This is a genomic window from Acinetobacter sp. TWP2-2-3 (genome assembly GCF_049896445.1).
In the GTDB taxonomy this organism is placed as follows: Bacteria; Pseudomonadota; Gammaproteobacteria; order Pseudomonadales; family Moraxellaceae; genus Acinetobacter.
The window spans coordinates 176250-197678 of record NZ_JAFCUI010000001.1; the positions used below are offsets into that span (position 1 = coordinate 176250).

General features: G+C 42.1%; 19 protein-coding genes and 7 tRNA genes. 17 read left to right on the forward strand and 9 right to left on the reverse strand.

The features are described 5' to 3' along the window. The first annotated feature begins 79 nt into the window (after positions 1 to 79). The 9 genes from ACP7AK_RS00860 to ACP7AK_RS00900 all read left to right on the forward strand — a co-directional run bounded on the left by ACP7AK_RS00860 (position 80) and on the right by ACP7AK_RS00900 (position 3975). Positions 80 to 1591, forward strand: coding sequence for a DUF3336 domain-containing protein (locus tag ACP7AK_RS00860; protein ID WP_425878062.1), 1512 nt, complete (start codon positions 80 to 82; stop codon positions 1589 to 1591). After that, positions 1578 to 2399, forward strand: coding sequence for a protein kinase domain-containing protein (locus ACP7AK_RS00865; protein WP_425878064.1), 822 nt, complete (start codon positions 1578 to 1580; stop codon positions 2397 to 2399). The genes ACP7AK_RS00860 and ACP7AK_RS00865 overlap by 14 nt, the downstream gene beginning before the upstream one ends. A 107-nt stretch (positions 2400 to 2506) precedes the next feature. After that, positions 2507 to 2591: transfer RNA gene (locus ACP7AK_RS00870), tRNA-Leu, on the forward strand. Positions 2592 to 2626: 35 nt separating this feature from the next. Then, positions 2627 to 2700, forward strand: a tRNA-Trp gene (locus ACP7AK_RS00875). Between the two features lie 39 nt (positions 2701 to 2739). Continuing rightward, a tRNA-Leu gene (locus ACP7AK_RS00880) sits at positions 2740 to 2824 on the forward strand. Between the two features lie 367 nt (positions 2825 to 3191). Then, positions 3192 to 3277 (forward strand) — tRNA-Leu (locus tag ACP7AK_RS00885). Between the two features lie 380 nt (positions 3278 to 3657). Further along, positions 3658 to 3742, forward strand: a tRNA-Leu gene (locus ACP7AK_RS00890). A 35-nt stretch (positions 3743 to 3777) separates the two neighbouring features. After that, positions 3778 to 3851 (forward strand) — tRNA-Trp (locus tag ACP7AK_RS00895). 39 nt (positions 3852 to 3890) lie between these two features. Next, positions 3891 to 3975 (forward strand) — tRNA-Leu (locus tag ACP7AK_RS00900). 150 nt (positions 3976 to 4125) lie between these two features. Here the strand turns inward: ACP7AK_RS00900 and ACP7AK_RS00905 are convergent. Beyond that, positions 4126 to 4329 (reverse strand): hypothetical protein, encoded by a 204-nt coding sequence (locus tag ACP7AK_RS00905; RefSeq protein ID WP_004280022.1) that lies wholly within the window; start codon positions 4327 to 4329, stop codon positions 4126 to 4128. Positions 4330 to 4762: 433 nt separating this feature from the next. Here ACP7AK_RS00905 and ACP7AK_RS00910 point away from each other — a divergent pair, with 433 nt between their 5' ends. Next, complete coding sequence (locus ACP7AK_RS00910) at positions 4763 to 5035, forward strand: hypothetical protein (RefSeq protein ID WP_005107282.1); 273 nt, start codon at positions 4763 to 4765, stop codon at positions 5033 to 5035. Positions 5036 to 5275: 240 nt separating this feature from the next. On the opposite strand, the gene ACP7AK_RS00915 is transcribed toward ACP7AK_RS00910, so the two are convergent. From ACP7AK_RS00915 to ACP7AK_RS00925, 3 genes are all read right to left on the reverse strand, one after another. Further along, entirely contained in the window at positions 5276 to 5677 is a 402-nt protein-coding gene (locus ACP7AK_RS00915) for a YkvA family protein (RefSeq protein WP_425878066.1), read from the reverse strand. Positions 5678 to 6177: 500 nt separating this feature from the next. Further along, positions 6178 to 6912, reverse strand: a complete 735-nt coding sequence (gene gloB, locus ACP7AK_RS00920; RefSeq protein ID WP_253147464.1) for a hydroxyacylglutathione hydrolase — start codon at positions 6910 to 6912, stop codon at positions 6178 to 6180. A gap of 117 nt (positions 6913 to 7029) precedes the next feature. Continuing rightward, on the reverse strand, positions 7030 to 7617 hold the full coding sequence (locus tag ACP7AK_RS00925; protein ID WP_253147463.1) for a flavin reductase family protein: 588 nt from the start codon (positions 7615 to 7617) through the stop codon (positions 7030 to 7032). A 119-nt stretch (positions 7618 to 7736) separates the two neighbouring features. Here ACP7AK_RS00925 and ACP7AK_RS00930 point away from each other — a divergent pair, with 119 nt between their 5' ends. Both ACP7AK_RS00930 and ACP7AK_RS00935 read left to right on the forward strand, forming a co-directional pair. Beyond that, entirely contained in the window at positions 7737 to 8558 is an 822-nt protein-coding gene (locus ACP7AK_RS00930; RefSeq protein WP_253147462.1) for a PhzF family phenazine biosynthesis protein, read from the forward strand. 144 nt (positions 8559 to 8702) lie between these two features. Then, positions 8703 to 11474, forward strand: coding sequence for a M16 family metallopeptidase (locus ACP7AK_RS00935; protein ID WP_425878069.1), 2772 nt, complete (start codon positions 8703 to 8705; stop codon positions 11472 to 11474). 65 nt (positions 11475 to 11539) lie between these two features. On the opposite strand, the gene ACP7AK_RS00940 is transcribed toward ACP7AK_RS00935, so the two are convergent. The 3 genes from ACP7AK_RS00940 to ACP7AK_RS00950 form a co-directional block, all read right to left on the reverse strand. Continuing rightward, on the reverse strand, positions 11540 to 11800 hold the full coding sequence (locus ACP7AK_RS00940; RefSeq protein WP_425878071.1) for a hypothetical protein: 261 nt from the start codon (positions 11798 to 11800) through the stop codon (positions 11540 to 11542). A gap of 34 nt (positions 11801 to 11834) precedes the next feature. After that, positions 11835 to 12905, reverse strand: coding sequence for an amidohydrolase family protein (locus ACP7AK_RS00945; protein WP_425878073.1), 1071 nt, complete (start codon positions 12903 to 12905; stop codon positions 11835 to 11837). A gap of 117 nt (positions 12906 to 13022) precedes the next feature. Then, positions 13023 to 13424 carry a DUF3144 domain-containing protein gene (locus ACP7AK_RS00950; RefSeq protein ID WP_004280011.1) on the reverse strand — a complete coding sequence of 134 codons (402 nt, stop codon included), beginning with the start codon at positions 13422 to 13424 and terminating at the stop codon, positions 13023 to 13025. A 111-nt stretch (positions 13425 to 13535) separates the two neighbouring features. Here ACP7AK_RS00950 and ACP7AK_RS00955 point away from each other — a divergent pair, with 111 nt between their 5' ends. Then, a complete protein-coding gene (locus ACP7AK_RS00955) occupies positions 13536 to 14168 on the forward strand; it encodes a hypothetical protein (protein WP_004280010.1) in 633 nt (210 codons plus the stop codon). 22 nt (positions 14169 to 14190) lie between these two features. Here the strand turns inward: ACP7AK_RS00955 and ACP7AK_RS00960 are convergent, their stop codons facing one another. Further along, a complete protein-coding gene (locus ACP7AK_RS00960; RefSeq protein ID WP_425878075.1) occupies positions 14191 to 15645 on the reverse strand; it encodes a CHAD domain-containing protein in 1455 nt (484 codons plus the stop codon). A gap of 140 nt (positions 15646 to 15785) precedes the next feature. Then, entirely contained in the window at positions 15786 to 17243 is a 1458-nt protein-coding gene (locus ACP7AK_RS00965; RefSeq protein WP_425878077.1) for a CYTH domain-containing protein, read from the reverse strand. Positions 17244 to 17572: 329 nt separating this feature from the next. Here ACP7AK_RS00965 and ACP7AK_RS00970 point away from each other — a divergent pair, with 329 nt between their 5' ends. From ACP7AK_RS00970 to ACP7AK_RS00985, 4 genes are all read left to right on the forward strand, one after another. Next, entirely contained in the window at positions 17573 to 17956 is a 384-nt protein-coding gene (locus tag ACP7AK_RS00970; RefSeq protein WP_044109647.1) for a DUF962 domain-containing protein, read from the forward strand. Between the two features lie 780 nt (positions 17957 to 18736). Continuing rightward, positions 18737 to 19357 carry a thiamine phosphate synthase gene (gene thiE, locus ACP7AK_RS00975; RefSeq protein ID WP_005107266.1) on the forward strand — a complete coding sequence of 207 codons (621 nt, stop codon included), beginning with the start codon at positions 18737 to 18739 and terminating at the stop codon, positions 19355 to 19357. Positions 19358 to 19395: 38 nt separating this feature from the next. Next, positions 19396 to 20697 (forward strand): glutamate-1-semialdehyde 2,1-aminomutase, encoded by a 1302-nt coding sequence (gene hemL, locus ACP7AK_RS00980; RefSeq protein ID WP_253158961.1) that lies wholly within the window; start codon positions 19396 to 19398, stop codon positions 20695 to 20697. A gap of 148 nt (positions 20698 to 20845) precedes the next feature. After that, positions 20846 to 21262 (forward strand): GlcG/HbpS family heme-binding protein, encoded by a 417-nt coding sequence (locus ACP7AK_RS00985; RefSeq protein ID WP_425878080.1) that lies wholly within the window; start codon positions 20846 to 20848, stop codon positions 21260 to 21262. The last annotated feature ends 167 nt before the right edge of the window (positions 21263 to 21429 follow it).

Consider the following 21429-nt stretch of genomic DNA (forward strand, 5'->3'; position numbering starts at 1 on the left):
TGTAGAGGATAGAAAATTTGTACACATTTTCTGGCTCTGGGTACGAGCTGTATCAAGAATAAATATAGGGAAAAGGCAGATGCTGTTTAAAGATTTTACTCAGGATATTAATCCACATCAGGCCTATCGTATTAAAAAGCTCAAGCAGCAGCTGCAACAGGCTGAGTCCTATGAGGAATGGAAATATATTGCCCTGAAAATAGATGAAGAATCAGGTGCACAGGAATGGAAATTTGATAACAGTTCACCCTACTTTGATGCAGAAGTGATCGCACATCGTCTGGGTAAATTACGACGCTATCGACAACAAAAGCGCACCCGTGACCTGATGTATATTTTGCGCGAAGGCCTGAGCTACGATATTGCCAACATTGCCCATCCTCTACTGTTTACCGAAGCCTATGTGGGCACTAAAAGAATTATTGAAGATTATGTCGAAGAAGTCAGCCAAGGCTTAGCCTATATTGCTTCAATAGACTGTACCTGTCTCAGTATGGAAGAAAAAATCGAATATTTTCAGTATTGTCAGCGCGCCTATGGCCAGCCAGCCCTGATGTTTTCCGGTGGTTCGACGCTGGGTCTGTTTCATACTGGTGTATGCAAAGCCTTAATGGAGCAGGACTTGTTGCCGAAGGTAATGTCCGGTTCAAGTGCGGGTGCCATCATGACCGCCATGTTAGGTGTATCCAAACCTTCGCAATATATTGATATTTTGAAAGGCCATAATTTCTTTCATGAAGCTTTTCATTTCCGCACCATGAGTGAATTGATGAAAGGTAATGGTGGTCTGGCGGATGTAAAATATCTAAAAAAATTTCTGGTCGAAAATCTGGGTGATCTGACCTTCGAAGAAGCACTCAAAACCTCAGGTCTGCATATCAATATTGCGGTTGCACCTTATGATGCTGGACAGGATGCACGCATTTTAAATGCCTATACTTCTCCGGATTTGCTGGTCTGGAGTGCGGTACTGGCGTCTTGTGCGGTGCCGGTTCTGTTTCCACCGGTTCGTTTGACCAGTAAGCGCTATGATGGTCAATATACGCCTTATATGGGTTCAACCCGCTGGGTGGATGGCAGCGTGCGCAGTGATTTTCCGCAGGAGAAAATGGCACGCCTGTATAATATTAATTATACCATTGCCAGTCAGACCAACCCGCATATCGTGCCATTCATGCAGGATGATATTTCACGTTTCCGTAAAGGTACTTTGAGCTGGCCACAACGAATTGTTCGCCGTCAGGGCGCGGTGATTACCAAAGGAATGATGGATTTCGCCCGGGAACATGCCGGTAGCTTGCCTCCTGTACGCCGTCTACTGGATCATGGCTATGGTGTAGTTGACCAGCGTTATTATGGTGATGTGAATATTGTCGGTAAATATAGCCTACGCCACTATAGCTATATGTTGCAAAATCCGCGGCCGTATCTGTTTAAAATTTTACAGCGTGAAGGGGAGCGGGCTACTTGGCCAAAAATCTCCCTCATTGAGACTCAGGAACGGGTCGGGAAAACTATTCAGCATTGTCTGGAGCTGCTAAATTATCAGCATACACTTAATTCAATACCTGAATACATTGCCACGACTTAATTTAGATCATCTCGATATTTCTGATTTTGAACTACGAACCAAAGCCGGTAGTCTGGGTTTTGGTCGGCGTCTTTATTATGCCAAGGGAAATGCGCTCTGGCTAAAAACCCAGATATCGCATAGATCTGATAGTTTAATATCATCTCCACATGCTGAACTAGGCTGGCAACATGAGCTGGATTTTTATCAGGCTCATGCCAGCTCAGGTGATCTAAATTTTTTCCTTCCACATCAAATTATTCAACAGCCTTTCAAGATCAATCATGAACAATTTGAGCAGGCCTTAATTCTGGTCGATGCGCCGGCGCATTTTCAGATCATGCCGCATCAGCAATCCATCACGCAAATTCGGCAACATTTGCTGCAAGCTGTGGAGCCTTTAATCTGCCTGCAAGAATTGGGTTATTTGCATGCCGATTTAAAGCAGGAACATTTTGTAAATAATCAGGGCAGGGTCTGCCTGCTTGATTTTGAGCATGTCCAAATACTCCATCAGAATGACCTGCATGAACTGAATGCGACACCGCGTTATATGGCGCCGGAACTGTTCCAAGGCCAAGCCAAGAGCCTACAAAGTGAAGTTTATGCTTTGGGTGTTATTTTTTATGAGTGGTTGAGTGGTCAGCGTTTACAGGCGACAGATTATCTGGATTGGGCCTTTTTGCATTGTCAGCGTCTGAAAGTTGAGTTACCGCAGCACTTACAGGCTTTTCAAGGCTTATTAGAAGAAATGTTAAGTAAGCAGAAGCAGCATAGATTGGCCGATTTTCAAGCTGTGAAAGACTACTTAATGACTGAAATTGAATGAGAAAAATACAATAAAACTTGAATTGTTTCTTATTTAATCAAACGAGTGTTTTTTTATGATAAACGGCTTGTCAGCTGGAAATGATCTCTATAATATACACAGCCATTGGGGACGTGGCGAAATTGGTAGACGCACTGGATTTAGGTTCCAGCGCCGCGAGGTGTGAGAGTTCGAGTCTCTCCGTCCCCACCAATCAATATTTGAGTAACTGGATATTGGGTGGAAGTAGAGGATTGGTGTAATGGTAGCATGACGGTCTCCAAAACCGTTCGTCAAGGTTCGAATCCTTGATCCTCTGCCAAAGTTTGAAAGAAATCCAACGCTAAGTTGGTACCCTGATGGGGACGTGGCGAAATTGGTAGACGCACTGGATTTAGGTTCCAGCGCCGCGAGGTGTGAGAGTTCGAGTCTCTCCGTCCCCACCATCATATTAAAGCAAGGCAAATGCCTTGCTTTTTTATTGCCTGAAATTTAAGGGCGGTTTTTTAGTACCAGATTTTTGCTGTCATGGTTGATGAACATCAATGCGTTCTGGATTTAAATTCTCCAGCGAATGATCATGCAAGGGCAGAACTTTAGCAAATTTCATGGTATTGCATGCAATCTGCATATTGAATAATTTAAATGTCATATGGATCAGTTCCATTGTGTTCATCAATTTTATATGTTGGTCTAAATAGAGCATTATTTGCTCAATAATGAATTAACTGCTTAATTTTTGATATAAAAGTATTTAGCTTTTTGCAGAACTACTTGTGAATCAGGTCTGATCGCTATAATATACACAGCCATGGGGATATGGCGGAATTGGTAGACGCACTGTGTTCAGGTCGCAGCGCCTTCTGGGCGTGAGAGTTCGAGTCTCTCTATCCCCACCATCATATTAAAGCAAGGCGAGTGCCTTGCTTTTTTATTGCCTGAAATTTCGTAAAGCTGTTGTTATTTATGCGGTATTGTATTCTGATTTCAAGCACTGGTTCAGACATTATTTATCAATAATAGTTTCAGTATTCTGAATGCCTATGTTGATCAAGATTAGAAATTCATTTGAGTTTTAATTTAAAATGCTGGAATTGAATCGAAATGATTAAAAATAACGAATGGGCAGTCATATCCTAAAATGAATCAAATTTTCGGCAGAAATTTTATAAAAAATTAAAAAATAGAACTAACTGTTTATTTTATAGCGGAATAGATTGTGATTGCTTGTAAAATCGCTTGTCAATGTCGGTCTATCTCTATAATATACACAGCCATTGGGGACGTGGCGAAATTGGTAGACGCACTGGATTTAGGTTCCAGCGCCGCGAGGTGTGAGAGTTCGAGTCTCTCCGTCCCCACCAATCTATATTTGGGCAACTGGATATTGGGTGGAAGTAGAGGATTGGTGTAATGGTAGCATGACGGTCTCCAAAACCGTTCGTCAAGGTTCGAATCCTTGATCCTCTGCCAAAGTTTGAAAGAAATCCAACGTTAAGTTGGTACCCTGATGGGGACGTGGCGAAATTGGTAGACGCACTGGATTTAGGTTCCAGCGCCGCGAGGTGTGAGAGTTCGAGTCTCTCCGTCCCCACCATCATATTAAAGCAAGGCAGATGCCTTGCTTTTTTATTGCCTAAAATTTACTGAACAAAGAAAAGCCCATCGAAATGGGCTGAATAACTGGAGAATAGCGCTGTTAAATCAGTGGAAAGATTAATTTATTTTTCTGTTCTTAAAGAAGCAATCAGGCTTTTAAATGATCTTCAAATTCCTCGCCTAGTTGTAGTGCCAAGGCATTACCTGCCAGATCACAGGTCACCAGGCCATATTCTTTCTTGAAACTGAAACTGAAACCACGATCATCCGCCAGGGTGCGTACCGAATATCCCAATTTTTCTAACCATAGTCGAAATGCAATCAAATTTTTCGCTTTAACCACTTTTTTCACGAGATCACTCCTTCATCATTGTTAAATCTTAAATAAGGGTGAAAAATTATCTTTTAAAGGGCAAATGCCTTTATTTAAATTAATTTAAATGAATTTGCGTATATAGTGAACATCGGTTGATTAAGAAAAAATCAATTTAAACGTTAAGTAAATGATTTTTATCATATTGAATAGGTTGTAACTAAATATTAAGTTTTTATAAGCTATAAATTTGGATAATTAATTTTCTAATTCAATAGCTTATTAGCGAAACAGGTTATTTTCTAATTTTATCAACCGTATGAAATAGAAAATTTCAGATCTACAATGAGAAAATTAAAATCTAATCGATTTATTTATTAAAAGAAAACTGGCTGCTGGTTTTCTGACCTTAAGCTCGATTTGCATGCTTTATACTGTTCGAAATGTAATTCTCAAACTGAATACCCGCACCATGACTGAATTAACCATTGAAGACTATGTGAATCAGCAAATTGAATTAATGCAGCAGCAGGGACTTGATCCGGTTGCTGTGATGTTGGGACATGAAGACTGGTTGAGCTTTAGTATTCAGTCGAAAGTGGCCTATACGCCTTTCGGCAGTGCCCGTCGTTATCAGCCTGCTTTAGGTGGCTTGCTACTGGTACGTATTGATGAAATGCAGGCGGTGCGTGTCGTGACTCAAGGTGAACTGGATACTTATGCACAAAGTAACCAGATTCTTTAACATTGCTTCATGCGATACATACGTTGTCAGTTTTAGTGAATAGAATCCAAGAAACTAGTTACTGCTATCCTACATATCATCATTCGGGATCGACATGGCCAATGTCACTTTTAAAGTTGAACGACAGAACTAATGTCATGCTCTGAAAGCAGACATTTTATTTCTATTTTGGTTTACAGTTTAATTTTGAATAATGCCCATTATATTAAATGGGTGCAAATGAGAGAGGGTATCTAAATCTCACTTGTTAAAAATAGACAGTATAGACAGTGAATCGTTCATGAAGTACATGGTTAAATATCCCAATATTACAAGCCATATCAGGATAATAATTCCTGCTCCCCAACGGTTTATAGGCCTTTCAACTAAGGTTTCTGCAAGAATTCTACAATCATCTATAATGTTTTGTGGGGTAAGCTTGATAACTAATAAAATACCTAAAGGTACAACAATAATATCGTCTAAATACCCAAGTACGGGAATAAAATCTGGAATTAAATCAATTGGTGAGAAGGCATAGGCAGCAATAATTAAAGCTAAAAACTTTATAGAATTGGGCGTTCGCTTGTCTTTTGCAATAAGCCAAACAACCAAGATATCTTTTTTAATTGATTTAGCCCATTGTTTGATTCTTTGATACATAGCAAATATTAAAAGAACTATAGAGATTTAATCATAAGAGAGTTTTCTTAAAACAATATAGATTTTTATTATCCTATTACGATTTTCTAGAATTAACATAATACACGTTATCCGAAATTCTATTTTTTATTATATATAAATCATATCTTTATAGTTTTTTAAAAGCCCAATTCAAGTAAATTGGGCTTTTTAAATAATTTATTAGGTTCCATGTTGATTATTTAAGCAATATTCCGTGAATTTATTTAATTTTAATAAACATTATCCTATTTTTTGTGAGTCATTATTTCATATGTTAGAACTGAAATTGGTTCCTAAAAAATAGGGGACGTGGTTGATTATAAGAAAGGAAAAATGGCACAGAAAGACATTTTTTAGATGGAGGTTCAACTTACTCCGACTTGTGTAAAAGTTGTACGTGCCTTTCAATGACATTCTATGCATCGCAAATGAAAAAAAAGTGAGTCGGCTGAAGATTGATCTTCAGCTTTGAATCCCGTTTAAAACTGATCTTTGAGAGTTCTTAAGCGCTGGAATTCTTCCACGCTTTCTGCACGCAGAAAAGGATTAGTTTGCAATTCATCTTCAATACTGCTTGGTAGCGTGCACTGGCCTAGCATACGTAAACGCTCAATATGTTCGAAACGTTCCAGAATTTCAGGATTATCTGGTTCGACGTGTTTGGCAAACTGTGCATTCGACAAGGTGTATTCATGAGTGCAATACACCTGCGTGCGCGGCGGCAAGGCAGCCAGACGTGACAGTGAATGATACATCTGTGAATAAGTACCCTCAAAAACCCGGCCACAGCCCATGGCAAATAAAGTATCGCCGCAGAACAGCACATCAATTGCATCAATAAAATAAACAATATGGCCTAATGTATGTCCCGGCACAGCAATTACCTGGATATCTATCCCATGAAAATTAAACTGTTCTTCATGCTCAAGCGGATGGGTGATAAACGGAATTTTGCTCAGTTCTGCCCGTGGGCCATACACAGGCAGATTTTTTCCTTGGATTAACCCCGGCACACCACCAATATGGTCTTTATGCCAGTGCGTCAGCCAGATTTGACTTACAGTTAAACCGTGTTCGGCACAATAGTTTTGCACCAATTCTGCTTCAGTTGGGTCAATCACGGCCACCTGATGTGACACGGTATGTTCAAGCAACCAGATATAATTTTGCAGTGAATTCTGGACATCAATACAGTGAATTTTAAAAGGCATCATAGCGCATCAGACCAAATGAAGATTAAAGATAAAGTAGCATAATTTCGGATGCTCTGGGGCTTGTCGATATCATCTGATTATCCTCGATTATTTTCATTTATCCCAAATTTGAAAAATTTATGATGCTGGATCATCAATGCTCACCGCATTGCCAATGGTATAAAAATGCCCGCCGGCTACATGATGAATACTTTTCCATTCTTCATCCACCTCATGATAATGCCAGTGGCCGTCGCGGAAGACCCGATTATCGGCATATGCTGCAATCACCTTGCCTATAAACAGGTCATGCATTTGCTGGTTATGCGGCTCAGGAATCAGCTCGCAAAGTATCCAGGCCGCACAACCTTGTACTACAGGAATATCAGAACCAGAAAAATGAAATAGTTCTATTCCGGATTGTGCCAGTTTGTCCGGCACATCATGCAAGCTTTGCGTACCCAGACGATAGACCATATTCAGTTGTTTCAGTGTCGGAATTTGCAGCGCGAAATAACCTGAATTTTCAATAATATTTCGGGTTTTGGTACTTTTATCCAGAACCACAGTCACTTTGGCGGGGCTGAATTCCAGTGCGCATGCCCAGGCTGCTGCCATAACATCTGTATCCTGTTGATCTTGAGCAGACACCAGTACAGTAGGGCCATGGGTAATCAGACGATAAGCTTTTTCTAAAAGAACACTTTGAATATGGGAGTGTGTCATGCAGCACCATTTGCTCTATTTATTTAATAGGCTAGATTAATGAGATCATTAACATATTCAAGTTCATTCTTGCAAAAAAGCTTTTAAACTAGAGATCGTTATATTCAGGAATTCAAAAAATGAAAATGTACCAGGTCGATGCGTTTACCACGGAACTGTTTAAAGGCAATCCCGCAGCCGTGATTGTGCTGGATGAATGGCTCGAAGATGGTCTGATGCAAAATATCGCCTTGGAAAATAATCTGTCTGAAACGGCTTTTGTTAAAGTCATCGATAGCGATAATTATGCCATTCGATGGTTTACGCCAACCAAGGAAGTGGATTTTTGTGGTCATGCGACACTGGCCAGTAGCTTTGTATTATTCAATCAGTTTGATACAGGGAAAACGATTCATTTTCATGTGAAAGATTTTGGCATCTTTGTGGTCCGGCAGGATGCGGATGGCAAGATCAGAATGAACTTTCCAATCCGTCGTGCAGAGCCTGTTGTTGAATATCCTGAGGCCTTAAGACAGGCCTTAAATAAACCATTTAAACAGGTTTATCTGAACGCGCAGGGCTATATTATTGAATATGAATCGGTACAAGATGTGCTGGATGAAACCCCCGATTTTGAACTGCTTAAACAGTTGAATGGCAAGCGTACAGCAATTACTGCTCAAAATACCTTTCTAGATGTCGCAATCACCACACAAGATACGCAATATGACTGTATTTCACGTTATTTTGCACCGAGTAATGGAATCAATGAAGATCCGGTAACAGGTTCAATTCACACCGGAATTGCACCGCTGTGGGCCGAAAAACTGGGTAAAAATGAACTGGTCGCCTATCAGGCATCAGCACGTGGTGGTGTACTGTATTGTGCCTTGCAAGATCAGGACCGAATTGAAATTTCCGGTTACGGCAAGCTATATATGCAGGCTGAAATTTATCTTTAATTTTCATAATTACATAGATCTACATGTCGTCAGGTGAGGCGACATGTTATTTTGATGGTTCGGCTTGGAATAGATTATTCAGAAAAAGAATCATTCTCTAAGATGGGCGCGAATAAAAATTTATATTTATAATTTGGATGAAGAATGTTGCTACGTTATAAAAATTTAAGTCTGGCTATTATATTGTCTGGCTGTAGTGTACTAAGTTTTGCACAGCCTGTTTTGGTGAAAACGGAACAGAATATTGAAGAATACCGACTGGATAATGGACTGCGCATTATTCTAGCACCGAATGATAAAGAAAATAAGATTTTTATGAATACGGTCTATCTGACCGGTTCCCTGAACGATCCTCAAGGTAAGGGCGGGCTGGCCCATCTGCTGGAACATTTGGCCTTTAAAGGTACAGAAAATGTCAAAGGGGATGAGTTCCAGCGCCGACTGGATCAATACACCTTAATGACCAATGCCAGTACCGACTATTACTCGACCAAATATACCAATGTGATCCGTCCTGAAAAAACAGCATTAAGTGAAGTCATTTTTCTGGAAGCCGAACGCATGGACAAGCTGGTGCTTCAGGAAAAATATGTACCGACTGAAATTGATATTGTAAAACGCGAGCGTGAAATCCGGCTGGACCAGCCATTTTCGGTATTGATCGATCAGGTATTTAAATCGGCCTATGGTAATCAGTATTTAGGCCGTTTGCCCATTGGTGACCTGAATGAACTGCAATCCATTAATATGCAGGAATTAAACCGTTTTTACCGTAATTGGTATGCACCGAATAATGCCTTTATGGTCATTTCAGGCAAGTTTGACAAGGCCGAGGTGTTAAAACAGCTGGATACACATTTCAGTCCGATTCAGTCCAGAAGTGTACCAGTGCAAGTGAAAGTCCCAGCGCTTAAACCGGAACAGATTAAACAGCGTGAATTTACCGTGCGAAAAGGCAGTGATCTGGCCAAGTTTAATCTTTATTTGAATCAATCCGAAGAAAGCATTAAAACGGCTTTGGCTGTTTCGCCAACGCTCTATACTTTGCAGCCAAGTGGACATCTCTATCAGAATATGGTGGAAACTGGGAAGTCAACAGCGGTGCAATCCAGTACCTGGCTGGATAAAGACTTTAATCTGGTGTTTATGGGAGCAATCTATGCTCCGAATCATCAGGCACAGGATATTGAAAAGGGGCTGATCCAAGGCGTAGAAAAGAGCCAGCCATTTACCGAAGCAGAATTAAACCGGGCTAAAAATCTGACCCGAAATCAGGCCGACAATATTAAAAATAGTGCGACTGCTTTAGGTTCACGTTTAAGTGATTATGCAGTGGCGTATTCGGGTGACTGGAGCCAGTATTTTAAAGATCTGAGCGCGATTCAAAACCTGAATGTGAATCAGGTCAATCAGGTCTATAAGAATTTTTTAAAACCTGAATACCGTATTTCTGGCAATATTTTACCTACCCCGGAAGATCAGAAAAAAGCGCAGGAACTGGCACAAACAGAAGCACCGGCAAAAACTCTGGATCAACAGACTGAAGCAGAAGAGCCACTGAAAGATGTCAGTGTTTATCAGGCTGAAGTGAAGCAATATGTCCAGGAATCCAAACAGTATTTGTACAGTAAAGACAAACAGATTCAGCGTGGCAAGTTGAAAAATGGCATTAAATACGCGTTGTTTCCGACGACTACCCGCGATGACAAGGTTTATGCCACAATTTCACTGGATTTTGGTACTGCACAAAGCCTGATGAATAAAGGCGAGATTCTGGATCTGACCGCTTATTTAATGTTGCGCTCATCGAAAACTCAAAGCTTGCAGCAGATTGCCGATAAAATTATTGAAGTAGGTGGTTCGGCAACTGCCGGTGCATCCGGCAATGGCCTGACCTTGCAGATCAGCGCCAAAAAAGAAAAGTTTGAGGAGTTTTTCCAGTATGTGGTTGATGTGCTGAAAACGCCGGCATTTGAGCAAAGTCAGTTTGATTTAATCAAGGGGCAGACTTTATCCAGTCTGGATCGTCCTTATACTGAACCAGATACCGTGTCGAGCTTGACGATGGCTCGAACGATCGAGATTTATCAGCCTGGCGATCTGCGTTTTCATTTCGAGCCGGAATTGGCCAAAAAACAGTATCAGAAAGCGACTCGCGAACAGGTTATGGCACTGTATCAGCAGTTTTTAAAAACCCAGCATGCGCAAATAGCGGTTACGGGCGAATTTAATCCGAAATCGATGCAAAATGTACTGAAAAACAGTTTTTCAGACTGGAAAGCTGCACAGCCTTATGAGCGTCTGAAATCGGAATATCGAAGCTATCCAGCCCAGAAAATTCATGCGTTGTCTGAGCAGCGTGAATTCGGGAGTTATGAGGCATTCATGAGCATGCCGGTCGGCGCAGATCATGCCGATGCACTTGCATTACAGGTATTTCGATATATTCTGGGTGATTCACAGTTATCGTCACGACTGGCACAAGAGCTACGCGAGAAAAATGCACTAGTCTATGGTTTTAGTGCAGATGTGCAACTCGATGAATGGGCAGATGTGGGCGCCATAATGATTAGTGCCAATTATACGGCTGGAAAATCCGCACAGGTTTCTCAGGCAGTGCATAAGGTACTCAATGAACTGCTGACACGTGGCGTGACTGAACAGGAAGTCGAAGCGGCAAAAGCCAGTATCTTGAAACAGCGTTTAACTGCACTCGAAGATGATCGCCGTATTCACACTATGTTGATTCCACAGCTGGAAAAAGACCGTAATCTGGTTTACCGGGAAAAACGTGATCAGGCGATTGCTCAACTGAGCAAAGCCGATATTGATGCCATGATCAAAAAATACATCAAGCCGGACCAGCTGGTTGAAGTGATGGCTGATCAGTATGGTAAGCAAGTTAAAACATCATAGTGTTGATAAAAAAATCCCCTCAAATGAGGGGGTTTTTTTATTTACCATATTATTAAAAGCCCAATTTAAGTAACTTTTCTGGTGAACAGGATTCCACCTAAAACACCAGATAATACAGCGCAGGGCAAGCTCCACCAGAAAGTGGCAAAGAGAAAAAGGAAAATATCACCTGATACCAAGATTGATCCTAAAGCGATATCTTTATTAAAGGGTAAGTGGATCATATGTTGGTAATAGTAGGATGCGATTCCACTAAAACAGATCACCAAGCAAGTATATAAAAGCTTTTCTGACAAGGGACTAGCGATCATTTCTTCCCAGAGCATATGTATTTTCCTCCTTTTTTAAGGATCCAGACTCTTATTCTTCTAATTTATAAAACGCTTTAGCATTTTCATAAAAGATCGGCTTTAACGCATTTTCATTGTAGTCCTGTACAATATCGCTAAAGGCATCAATAATATTGGTGAGTGAGCTGCTGACACTGTCCATTGGAAAGTTGGATGCAAACATCACGCGTTTAGAACCAAAGCAGTCTAAAGCATGCTGGATCAAGGGAGTTGCACGTTCCACTAATTCCTGTTTACTTGCCAGCCGTTTCTGCTGATGAAAATCATGACCTAAAACGGGCATAAACAGACCAGACATTTTGGTCGATACATTCTGACATTCAGACAGTTCTGTCAACTGATCTTTCCAGTCTGCAAATATCTGGGCGCGATCTTGTTCAGTCTTGCCTGTAGCTTTGCCCACCTTGCCAAATAAACCTGCGGGCGTACCCAGATGATCCAGCACAATAGGGGTGTTTGGAAAGTCTTTGGCCAGCGCAGTAACATCCGCAATCTGGGGAGAATATACCCAGGCATCAAAGCTTAAATCTTGCTTGGCCAGTTCCTCAAAGCCTTTCAGAAAATTTTTGTTGCGATAGAGATGCGGTTCATTGATCCAGGCATGAATCCCTTTATCCGGATGTACCGCAGCCATTTTACGGATGCCGCGAAACTTGGGAGAAGCTTCTCGATGTAGTTGAATCAGTTGCTTGAAGTTCTTCTGTCGTGGGTCCGCCGTGGCGACAATCCCACCTAGCCGGATATTATGCTGATCAAAAGGAAGTCCGGCGATAAAATGGGTTTCATCCACCACGCCTGTACCTTTCTGATCATGCCAGCTGGCTTCGACATGTACAATTTGTTTGATTTCGTAATGCCCAAGATCTTTCTTGTAATTCGCAGGCAGATAAGGGGCGGTCAGATGCTGAGTCAGTCCAATGGTCTCAATTACATCTTTAGGTTTTAGCAGCCGCACCATTTTGTCCAGCAATCTGGGGTGCTTGCCGAACAGCTTGACCGCGAGCGCTGCCGCATGTGGCGTGTTATACGGATCCCATTGGTGAATATGCGGGTCAATGATCGGAAAGGGAAGTTGCTGCATGCTATGCCTTGTTTTCGTTTATTTATTATTCAATTTATATAGGGTAAAAATCATTTCAAAGTCAATATGATAAATGACAACAAATAAAAAAAGCCCCGTGGGGCTTTTCGTATTTAATCAATGATCGTGCTTGTGATCATGATTATGCTTGTTGGCATGAAACTCTTCATTGTGACGGAAACGTAAATAGTTTTCGAACTGTTCACAATATTCATCATAGTTATCTTCCAGCATCATTTGAAATTGCTGCAAGATATAAGACATGACCTGATCTTTGGCATCACGCATCTCGTTGCCATCTTTAAAATTATTTGCTGCCACCCAGGTATTGAAACGGGCAGTACCAAATAACATCGCCGCACTGACTTGACCGCGCTTATCGCTCGGTTTTTCCTGTGAGCCTTTTTCTACGCGACAAAACTCGTTGGCTTGTTGAATAAATTCATCAGCACGTTCAAAGAATGCCGCATTTAACGCTTCTTCTTCGGTTACATCGGTTGCTTCAATCTTTTGAACCATGAATTTGTTCCTAACACTAAAATCTCAATCGTTAATTATAGGCAAAGCCTTGCAGAAACTAAACCTTTGCCTTAATCTAAAAAATAGCCTAAGCATATAAAAGTGAATGCCATGCAGGATGCGATTGCAGTACAAAGCCTAAAAAGTGATATTGCCTTATTGCGCCAGAATATTTGGCCACCGGCAAATCTAGCTAATGTTGAAGGCTTGCCGATTTATTATGGCAGCCAGTCACAGGTAGATGAATACTATAGCCAGTGGCTCGGGCTGATTGAAAGGGCACAGGATCTGTTTCAGCCTTTTATGGAAGATGAAATCTTGGATGCGATCCATCTGCCGAGTCATTTAAACTTGCCGCTATTTTACTTTCATGTTGACCGGATTCGCATTAATAAAACCCGCGCCAAGGAATCCAAAACTTTTCGTGGGGTCGCCAGCCTGATCGAAAAATGCGGCCAGTTCGAACCCGAGCAGATTGCAGCCATGCGGCAGTGGCTTGATAGTGACGATACTGCAGCTTTGGTGGCACACCGTGAATTTGTGGATTTACGCACTTATGTGTTTCAGCATGGCCAGAGCGAATATACGCGCACCCGTTTTTATGTGAATGGGATTGTGCTGAGTGTTGAGCCACATTTTGAACTGGTCGATGCACGCGATAAGCCACGCAAGCAACGCAGCGACAGTTATAACGATCCTCTGGCAGACAATAATACCTGGAAAGTATTCGGCAAATATCGCTAGCACAGTTTGACCAAGCCCGGTCTTACCAGAAGGGCTTGGTATTTTCTGCAAACTGCTGTAAACGCTCTGCTGCTTCGTTCGACAAACGCTGCTGTTCCGCACTTATCCAGCCTAGCACAAACCAGGCCTTGGCCTGTTGTTTGACATAAGGTCTAAATAATTCGTCTGCTACAAATAGGTCATTATAATGCCCGAGACTTTCCTGCAAGGGTTTTAAGGCTTTTAGATAGGCTTTAACCTCTTTTTCAGGAAACAGGCTTTGCAAGAATTCTACGTTATAGCGTAAGCGTTTGACCCGTTTGCGTGTCCGATGCCGGGATTCAATATCCAGTTCTTGATAGTTCTCGGCATCCTGACAGATTTGCTGGTGCAGCTTGCTCAGGCCTTTACACAAAATCTTATGTGAAGACTTGGCTTTGTTATCCGTTTTTTCTTGGCTAAAGCTGAACAGTTGCAGCATTAGTTCTACGGTAGCAGGACTTCTGAACAGCACACTGATATCTGGCTGTTTTTGTCGGTGTGGGGGTAATTTCAGTAAGGGGGAACCTGCTTTTTCCAGTTGTGGAATCAGGCTTTCTGCCAGGGCATCGCGATCTCGGGTAGAACCCAGTTGCTGAAAAATATCCCGCAGCTGTTCCGGCCATTCTGGCTGTACATGTTCAGTCACGGACTGGAAAATTTTAAAAGCACTGCGCAAACGCCGAATCGCAACACGTGCCTGATGCACATGATCACTATTATAATTTTCGGCAGCAATCGCCGTCGCATTTGGGAAAAGATGAGCCAGACAGTTGGCGACAATTTTTTGTAAAATCGTACTGATCTGATCTTTCTGTTCAAGCACTAAGGGAAGCTGATGCTGAACTGGCAGACTCTCTTCATCATGTAATAAGGCATAACCGCGTTCCGATTTGCTCCGTGTATCCAGCCACAAAGCATAACGCTGAACCCAGGGCTGAATGAAATCAATCAATTCACTCAGCTGGCCGGATTTAAGCTCAAATTCGACTTCATAAATATCGATGGCTTGATCATTGTGTCGAATTTCTCCGACATCAAAGGCAATTTCAATCTGGCTGTCCAGATGACTTTCTGTGAGGACATACCGTACGACATCTGTTTCAAATTGCAGGATGAGTGGTGTCTCCAGATCACCGAGCGCCTGTTTCAGGATTTTTTTGGCCGGTTTATGTTTGCGATATAACTGAAAATCACAATGTTCCGGAGGACTTTTTAATTCATGCTCAAGTTCAAAACGTTCAAATTGTTGTTCAGTCGCTGCTTTCAGGGTTTGAATCCATTGCTGGTCTTCCAGACGTTGCCGCAGGGCAATCTGATGTTGTTGTAATTGTTGCGCTTCAGTATCAAAGTAGCGTGCACACAGACGATGCCGAGTCGGCTGAAGTTTCTGAATGTCCTGTTCAAATTGCACACGAGACTGTGGCGGAATCTGGAATTTGAGTTCTATTTCTGCCATCGGGTCATTCCTCCGCGATGTGGGTTTTATAGATTAATATAGCCCAAAGATCGGCAGGGGTGTGATGTGCTTCTGCAACAAAAAAGCACGCCAGAGAAGGCGTGCTTTGAGTTTTTCTTGTGATATTTATTTCAATATGTTTATTTCAGGAATTTACGACTGACCAAGAACTGTTCGGTCGCTTCAAGCAGTTTCTGCGCATAGACTTCCTGCTTGGCGGTCAGCCAGCCCAGCACAAACCAGTCACTTGCTTCCAGCTCGGTCTGCTGAATATAAACTGCAGAAGAGGCCAAAGTTTGATATTCACTGGCTGCCAGTTGAGCATCGTTCAGCGCTTTGCTGTATTTCTGCAAATTTTTGACATCATAGATCGTGGTTAAAATCGGAAAGCTGAATTTGAGCTCCTGAATCCGGCCCGACAATTGATCCAGACTTTCAAAATCAGTGATATCGGTCTGGTTCATTTGTTCCTGCAAAGCTTTATATTGCTGTTGCAAGGTAGTTTGAGCAGCAGTTTTCAAGTCCAGCGAGGCATGCTCATTTTCATTCAAACTGAACATCAGTAATTCCAGATAATGATGCACATTCTGGGTAGATTTGACCAGATTACCGAGTTTCTCCTGCGCATACAGAATATCTTTGCTCAGGTTTTCTGCCGTGGTGGGATTTTGCAGGAAGCCGGCCAAGCTGTTTTGCATATGCTGTAAATGTTGCAAATGTTCAAATTGCTGCTTAAAGGCCGCCAGTTGATGTGCCCATTTGTCCGAAAGCTGTGGATGCCAGTCTTTGAAGAGCAGCAAGGTCAGATATAAGTGATCCAGTGCCAGTCGTGCCTGATCAATATGTTCCTGCTCTGCAACCTGAGCTGCAATCGCCGCGATATTCGGCAATAAATGCTGCATCTGCTGTGCAATCAGACTGTACATGGTTTTACTGGCGCTGTCTTTTTTGCTGATCTGAAATTCTTTGCTAAGGGTCGCAGGACTGACGCGCTGTGAAGTGGCCAATAGATTGCCTATTTCAGCCTTGCCGCGTACATCGAGCCAGAGCTGGTATTTCTTGACCCATTCAAAACTAAACGCCAGTAGATGTTGAATTGAACCATTTTTAAGCTCGAACTCGACTTCATGTACTTCTTGCTCGGCATCATGTGTGCGGATATGCCCAATATCCAGGCTGACTTCGATCTGGGTATCTTCATAGTCAATCACTCTTAACGTACGGGCAATATCGGTTTCAAACTGGAGTTGGAGCTGGTCGAACTGATTGCCGAGCGCATTGCTGAGAATTGCCCCGGCTTCTGGAAATTTTTTATAAATATCTAAATCCAGTTCAGGAGATGCGGTTAATTTCCCTAGATCATGATTATGTTCAAAGCGTTCGATATGGCTTTTTCCGGCCGCTTTTAGCGTTTGCACCCAACGTGTACCTTCCAGACGCTGACGCAGTGCCACCCCATGCCGGGCCAGTTGGCGGTCGGTAGTATCATAATATTTGGCTTGAAGCTGGATCTGTTGAGACTTTTTCGGATCAAGTGCCTTGAGCAGCGCAGTGCGTCGTGCCACAGGAATTTGGAACTTGAGTTCAACTTCAACCATGATGATCATCCTATCTGTTCAGTGCAATTAAGTACTGAATCTTCACTTGAATAAGGTTTTAAAATGAGGCGGACAGCAGCCGCAATTATATTTTTAGATTTGTGCGCAGCAGATTGTAACCAAAATAAAAATGCATGTAAGACTTGACTGAGCATAAAAAGCTTAAACAGAAGTTTGAAACTTAGATTTCATCGGTTCATTTTAGGCTAAAACGATCGGATTCAGGCCTTCACGGGGATGTGCAAGATGCATTGAAGCGCGCATCAAAAGGCTGTTATTTGGCTAAAATATACGCTAAGGTAAAACAAAAAACGTCAGGATGATGACAGATGAATGTACAAGTACAACCAGAAAGTAAGAATGAGGTGATGGTTCAGCCCCAGATGCCGATTAAGAACTATCATGAATTTTATCGCTTCTATTTGACTGAGCATCGGCATATTATTAGCCGCCGTCTGCACGTGGCCGGCAGTAGCATCGGTTTATACTGTTTTGCCAAAGCCATTCGTCAAGGCAAGCCGCGATATTTTGCATATGGTTTACTCTCGGGCTATGCCTGTGCCTGGGTCGGTCATTTTATCTTTGAGCGCAATAAACCAGCCAGCTTCAAACAGCCTGTATATAGCTTTATCTCGGACTGGCGCATGTTTGCCGATGTCCTGCGTGGTAATATCAGTCTGATCGACCTTAAATACGATAAAATTTCCCGTTAAGCCAGAATGACTTTTATCGGAATGTGCCCACTTAAAGCATGAAATTTCGATAAAAGCCTTGCAAGTCTAGAATTATTATTCTAATAATTATGGTATTGCAGATTAGGTTTTTTGATCAACCATTATATTTTAATTAATACATCAGTTTTCCAAGCCTGGAGCGACCTTCTCCGGGCTTTTTTTATGCCTGTTTGCTACCAATAAATGTTCAAGATTTTGCTCATGCTATTGTGTAAATATTCATAGAAGAATTCATGTGGATTTGTGCTGAAAGTAAAAGATCCTTTCTGGCTTTGAAACGTTTTCCCACAAACGAATGACTCAAAACCAGAAAGGATCGGGTATTACAAACACAGGTATTTATTTTTCTGTTTATTTTCTGTGTCTAAGGCTATTTAAGACGCTTCGCGCCGATTGGGCTATCCCTGAAAATGGGTATTTTTAATATTAATTAATTTGAGTACGCTTGAGCCAGGCGAAAAAAAGACAAAAAAATCGCTCTTAGAATTTTGCAACTTCTCCACCAAGTTATCTGCAAAATCCTAAAAGCGTTTGTCGGAGGGCGTAAGCATTAACACGTTATAATTATTGATATAAGGCGATTAAAACGCAGATTTGAAAGTCCGTATATCCCTGAAAATGGTGATATTTGAGATTTAATTGACAAATTGCGCTAAAAAACTGCAAATCTGTTGCTGCCCAGTCTTAGAAACAGCAAGATGGCGGCAATTAAACCGAGTTATGCCTATAATAGAGCCATCCTAGCAAGTGGCGAGCAAGATGCGCGGTTTATATTTAATTACCAATGATGATCCATTAGAGCTTTTATTAGCGAAGTTGGAAGGTGCAATGGCCAATGGTGGTGTTGCGGTCTTGCAATATCGCCGTAAAAAAGTGGCGAAAGAAGATCAAATTTACGAAATCGAGTACATGAAAGCCATGTGTGCTGAATATGGCGTACCTTTCGTGATTAACGATGATCTGGAAATGGCGGTTAAATACGGCGTGGGTGTGCATTTAGGCCAGGATGATGGTTCGATTGTCGACGCTGTTGCGCGTTTGCCTAAAGGCGTGTTGATTGGCCGTAGCTGTAATAACTCACTTGAGCTGGCTAAACAGGCCATTGCCGATGGTGCGAATTATGTGGCATTTGGAGCAATTTATGCGACTGATAGTAAACCTGAAGCGGGTAATATTGGTCTTGAAACCTTAAAACTGGCCAAAGAAAAATTGAACGTGCCTCTCTGTGCCATTGGTGGTTTAACGGTTGAAAATTCAAAGGATGTCATTGAGTCAGGTGCGGATTATTGCGCGGTGATTAGTGATATATTGGGACTTCCTATGAATGCCATTCCTGAACGTTTAGATGAATGGTCTGCGCTTTTTCAAGCTACAGCATAAAATTTTTTGATTGATTTAATTTTGAGTCGAGTGCCTTCATGAGCTTATCTCCAAAGCAAGAACAATTGTTCAAACAAGCCAATAAACATATCCCGGGTGGCGTCAATTCACCTGTACGCGCATTTAATAGTGTCGGTGGGACGCCGGTCTTTATCGAAAAAGCCCAAGGTGCGTATCTGTATGATGTCGATGGCAAACGTTATGTGGACTATGTAGGTTCATGGGGGCCGATGATTTTGGGTCATGCGCATCCAGCGATTATTAAAGCGGTTCAGGATGCCGCAGTAGACGGTTTGAGCTTTGGTGCGCCCACAGTTCATGAAACCACACTGGCAGACATTATCTGCGAGATCATGCCATCGATTGAGCTGGTTCGTATGACCAACTCAGGTACAGAAGCGACCATGACCGCGATTCGTTTAGCGCGTGGTTATACTGGCCGTGACAAGATTGTAAAATTTGAAGGCTGTTATCACGGTCATTCGGATTCATTATTGGTAAAAGCCGGTTCAGGTTTATTGACCAGTGGTGAAGGGGAAGCGACGTCGGCAGGCGTGCCAGCGGATTTTGCAAAACATACGCTGACACTTCCATATAACGACATCGCGACTTTAAAAGAATGCTTTGCCAAATTCGGTTCAGAAATTGCCGGCGTGATTGTTGAGCCAGTCGCAGGCAACATGAACCTTGTGAAACCGATTGATGGTTTCCTGCAAGCGATTCGTGATGTCTGTGATGAGCATGGTTCAGTGTTTATCATTGATGAAGTAATGACCGGTTTCCGTGTCGGTCTTGGCGGTGCGCAAGCACATTATGGCGTTACTCCGGATTTAACCACTTTAGGTAAAATCATCGGTGCAGGCTTACCAGTGGGTGCTTTCGGTGGTAAACGTGAAGTGATGGAATGCATCGCGCCATTGGGTAAAGTGTATCAAGCAGGTACGCTATCAGGTAACCCATTGGCAATGCGTGCCGGTATCGAGATGTTCAAACATCTCCGTGCTGAAGGTTTCTATGAGAAATTGTCTGCACAACTTGAGAAACTGCTGGTTGGCTTACAAGCTGCTGCGGATGAAGCAGGCATTCCATTCAAGACACAACAGGTCGGTGGCATGTTTGGTCTGTACTTTACCGATCAGGAAGACATCACGAGCTTCGATTCGATGTTGAAGTGTGATGTCGATGCTTTCCGTAAATTCTTCCATGGCATGTTAAATCGTGGCGTGAACCTTGCGCCATCTGCTTTTGAAGCAGGATTTATTTCAGCTGCGCATTCTGATGAAGATATTGCTTTCACTATTCAGGCTGCAAAAGAAACTTTTGCTGAGATGAAAGCGTAATTTATACCTCTCCCAAACCCTCTCCTTAAAGGAGAGGGCTTTCATCTATCGAATAGAAATGAAAATTTAAAGACTTCTTACTGTATTCTTGCGCCATATAGGGCTCAGGCTTAGGGAAAATTACATTTAAAATTAGGGATATTTATTCATGCAAACCAAACATTATTTGACTTTAAGTGATGCTGAATTTTTATTAGATCAAGCCCATCAATATGCCATTCAGAACAGTTTTAATGTCAGTATTGCTGTAGTAGATGAAACAGGTAATTTGCTTACGATGAAGCGTATGGATGGTGCAGCCCCAATGACTGCAAATCTGGCCGTCGAAAAAGCCAAATGTTCTGCCATGAGTCGCCATCCATCTAAACTGTTTGAAGATATTATCAAAGGCGGACAGATGGGTTTTTTGACCATGGAAAGTTTCTCAGGAATGCTGGAAGGTGGTGAGCCGATTATGTATGAAGGGCAGCTCGTCGGTGCGATGGGTGTGTCGGGTGTGAAGTCGTTTGAAGATGCGGAGATTGCACAGGTAGCGATTGAGAAGTTTTTGGCGCAGCAAAGCTAATCTAAAATAGAAATTGATCAGCTCAATTTAATAAAATCATCCAAAGATGTTCCAAAATGAAGCGTGGAATGTGAAATGTCAGCTAAAAAGCCCAATCGCTAATGATTGGGCTTTTTACACCAATATAAGAGTTTGTTTTAAAATGAAATTTACAGAGGATTTCATAT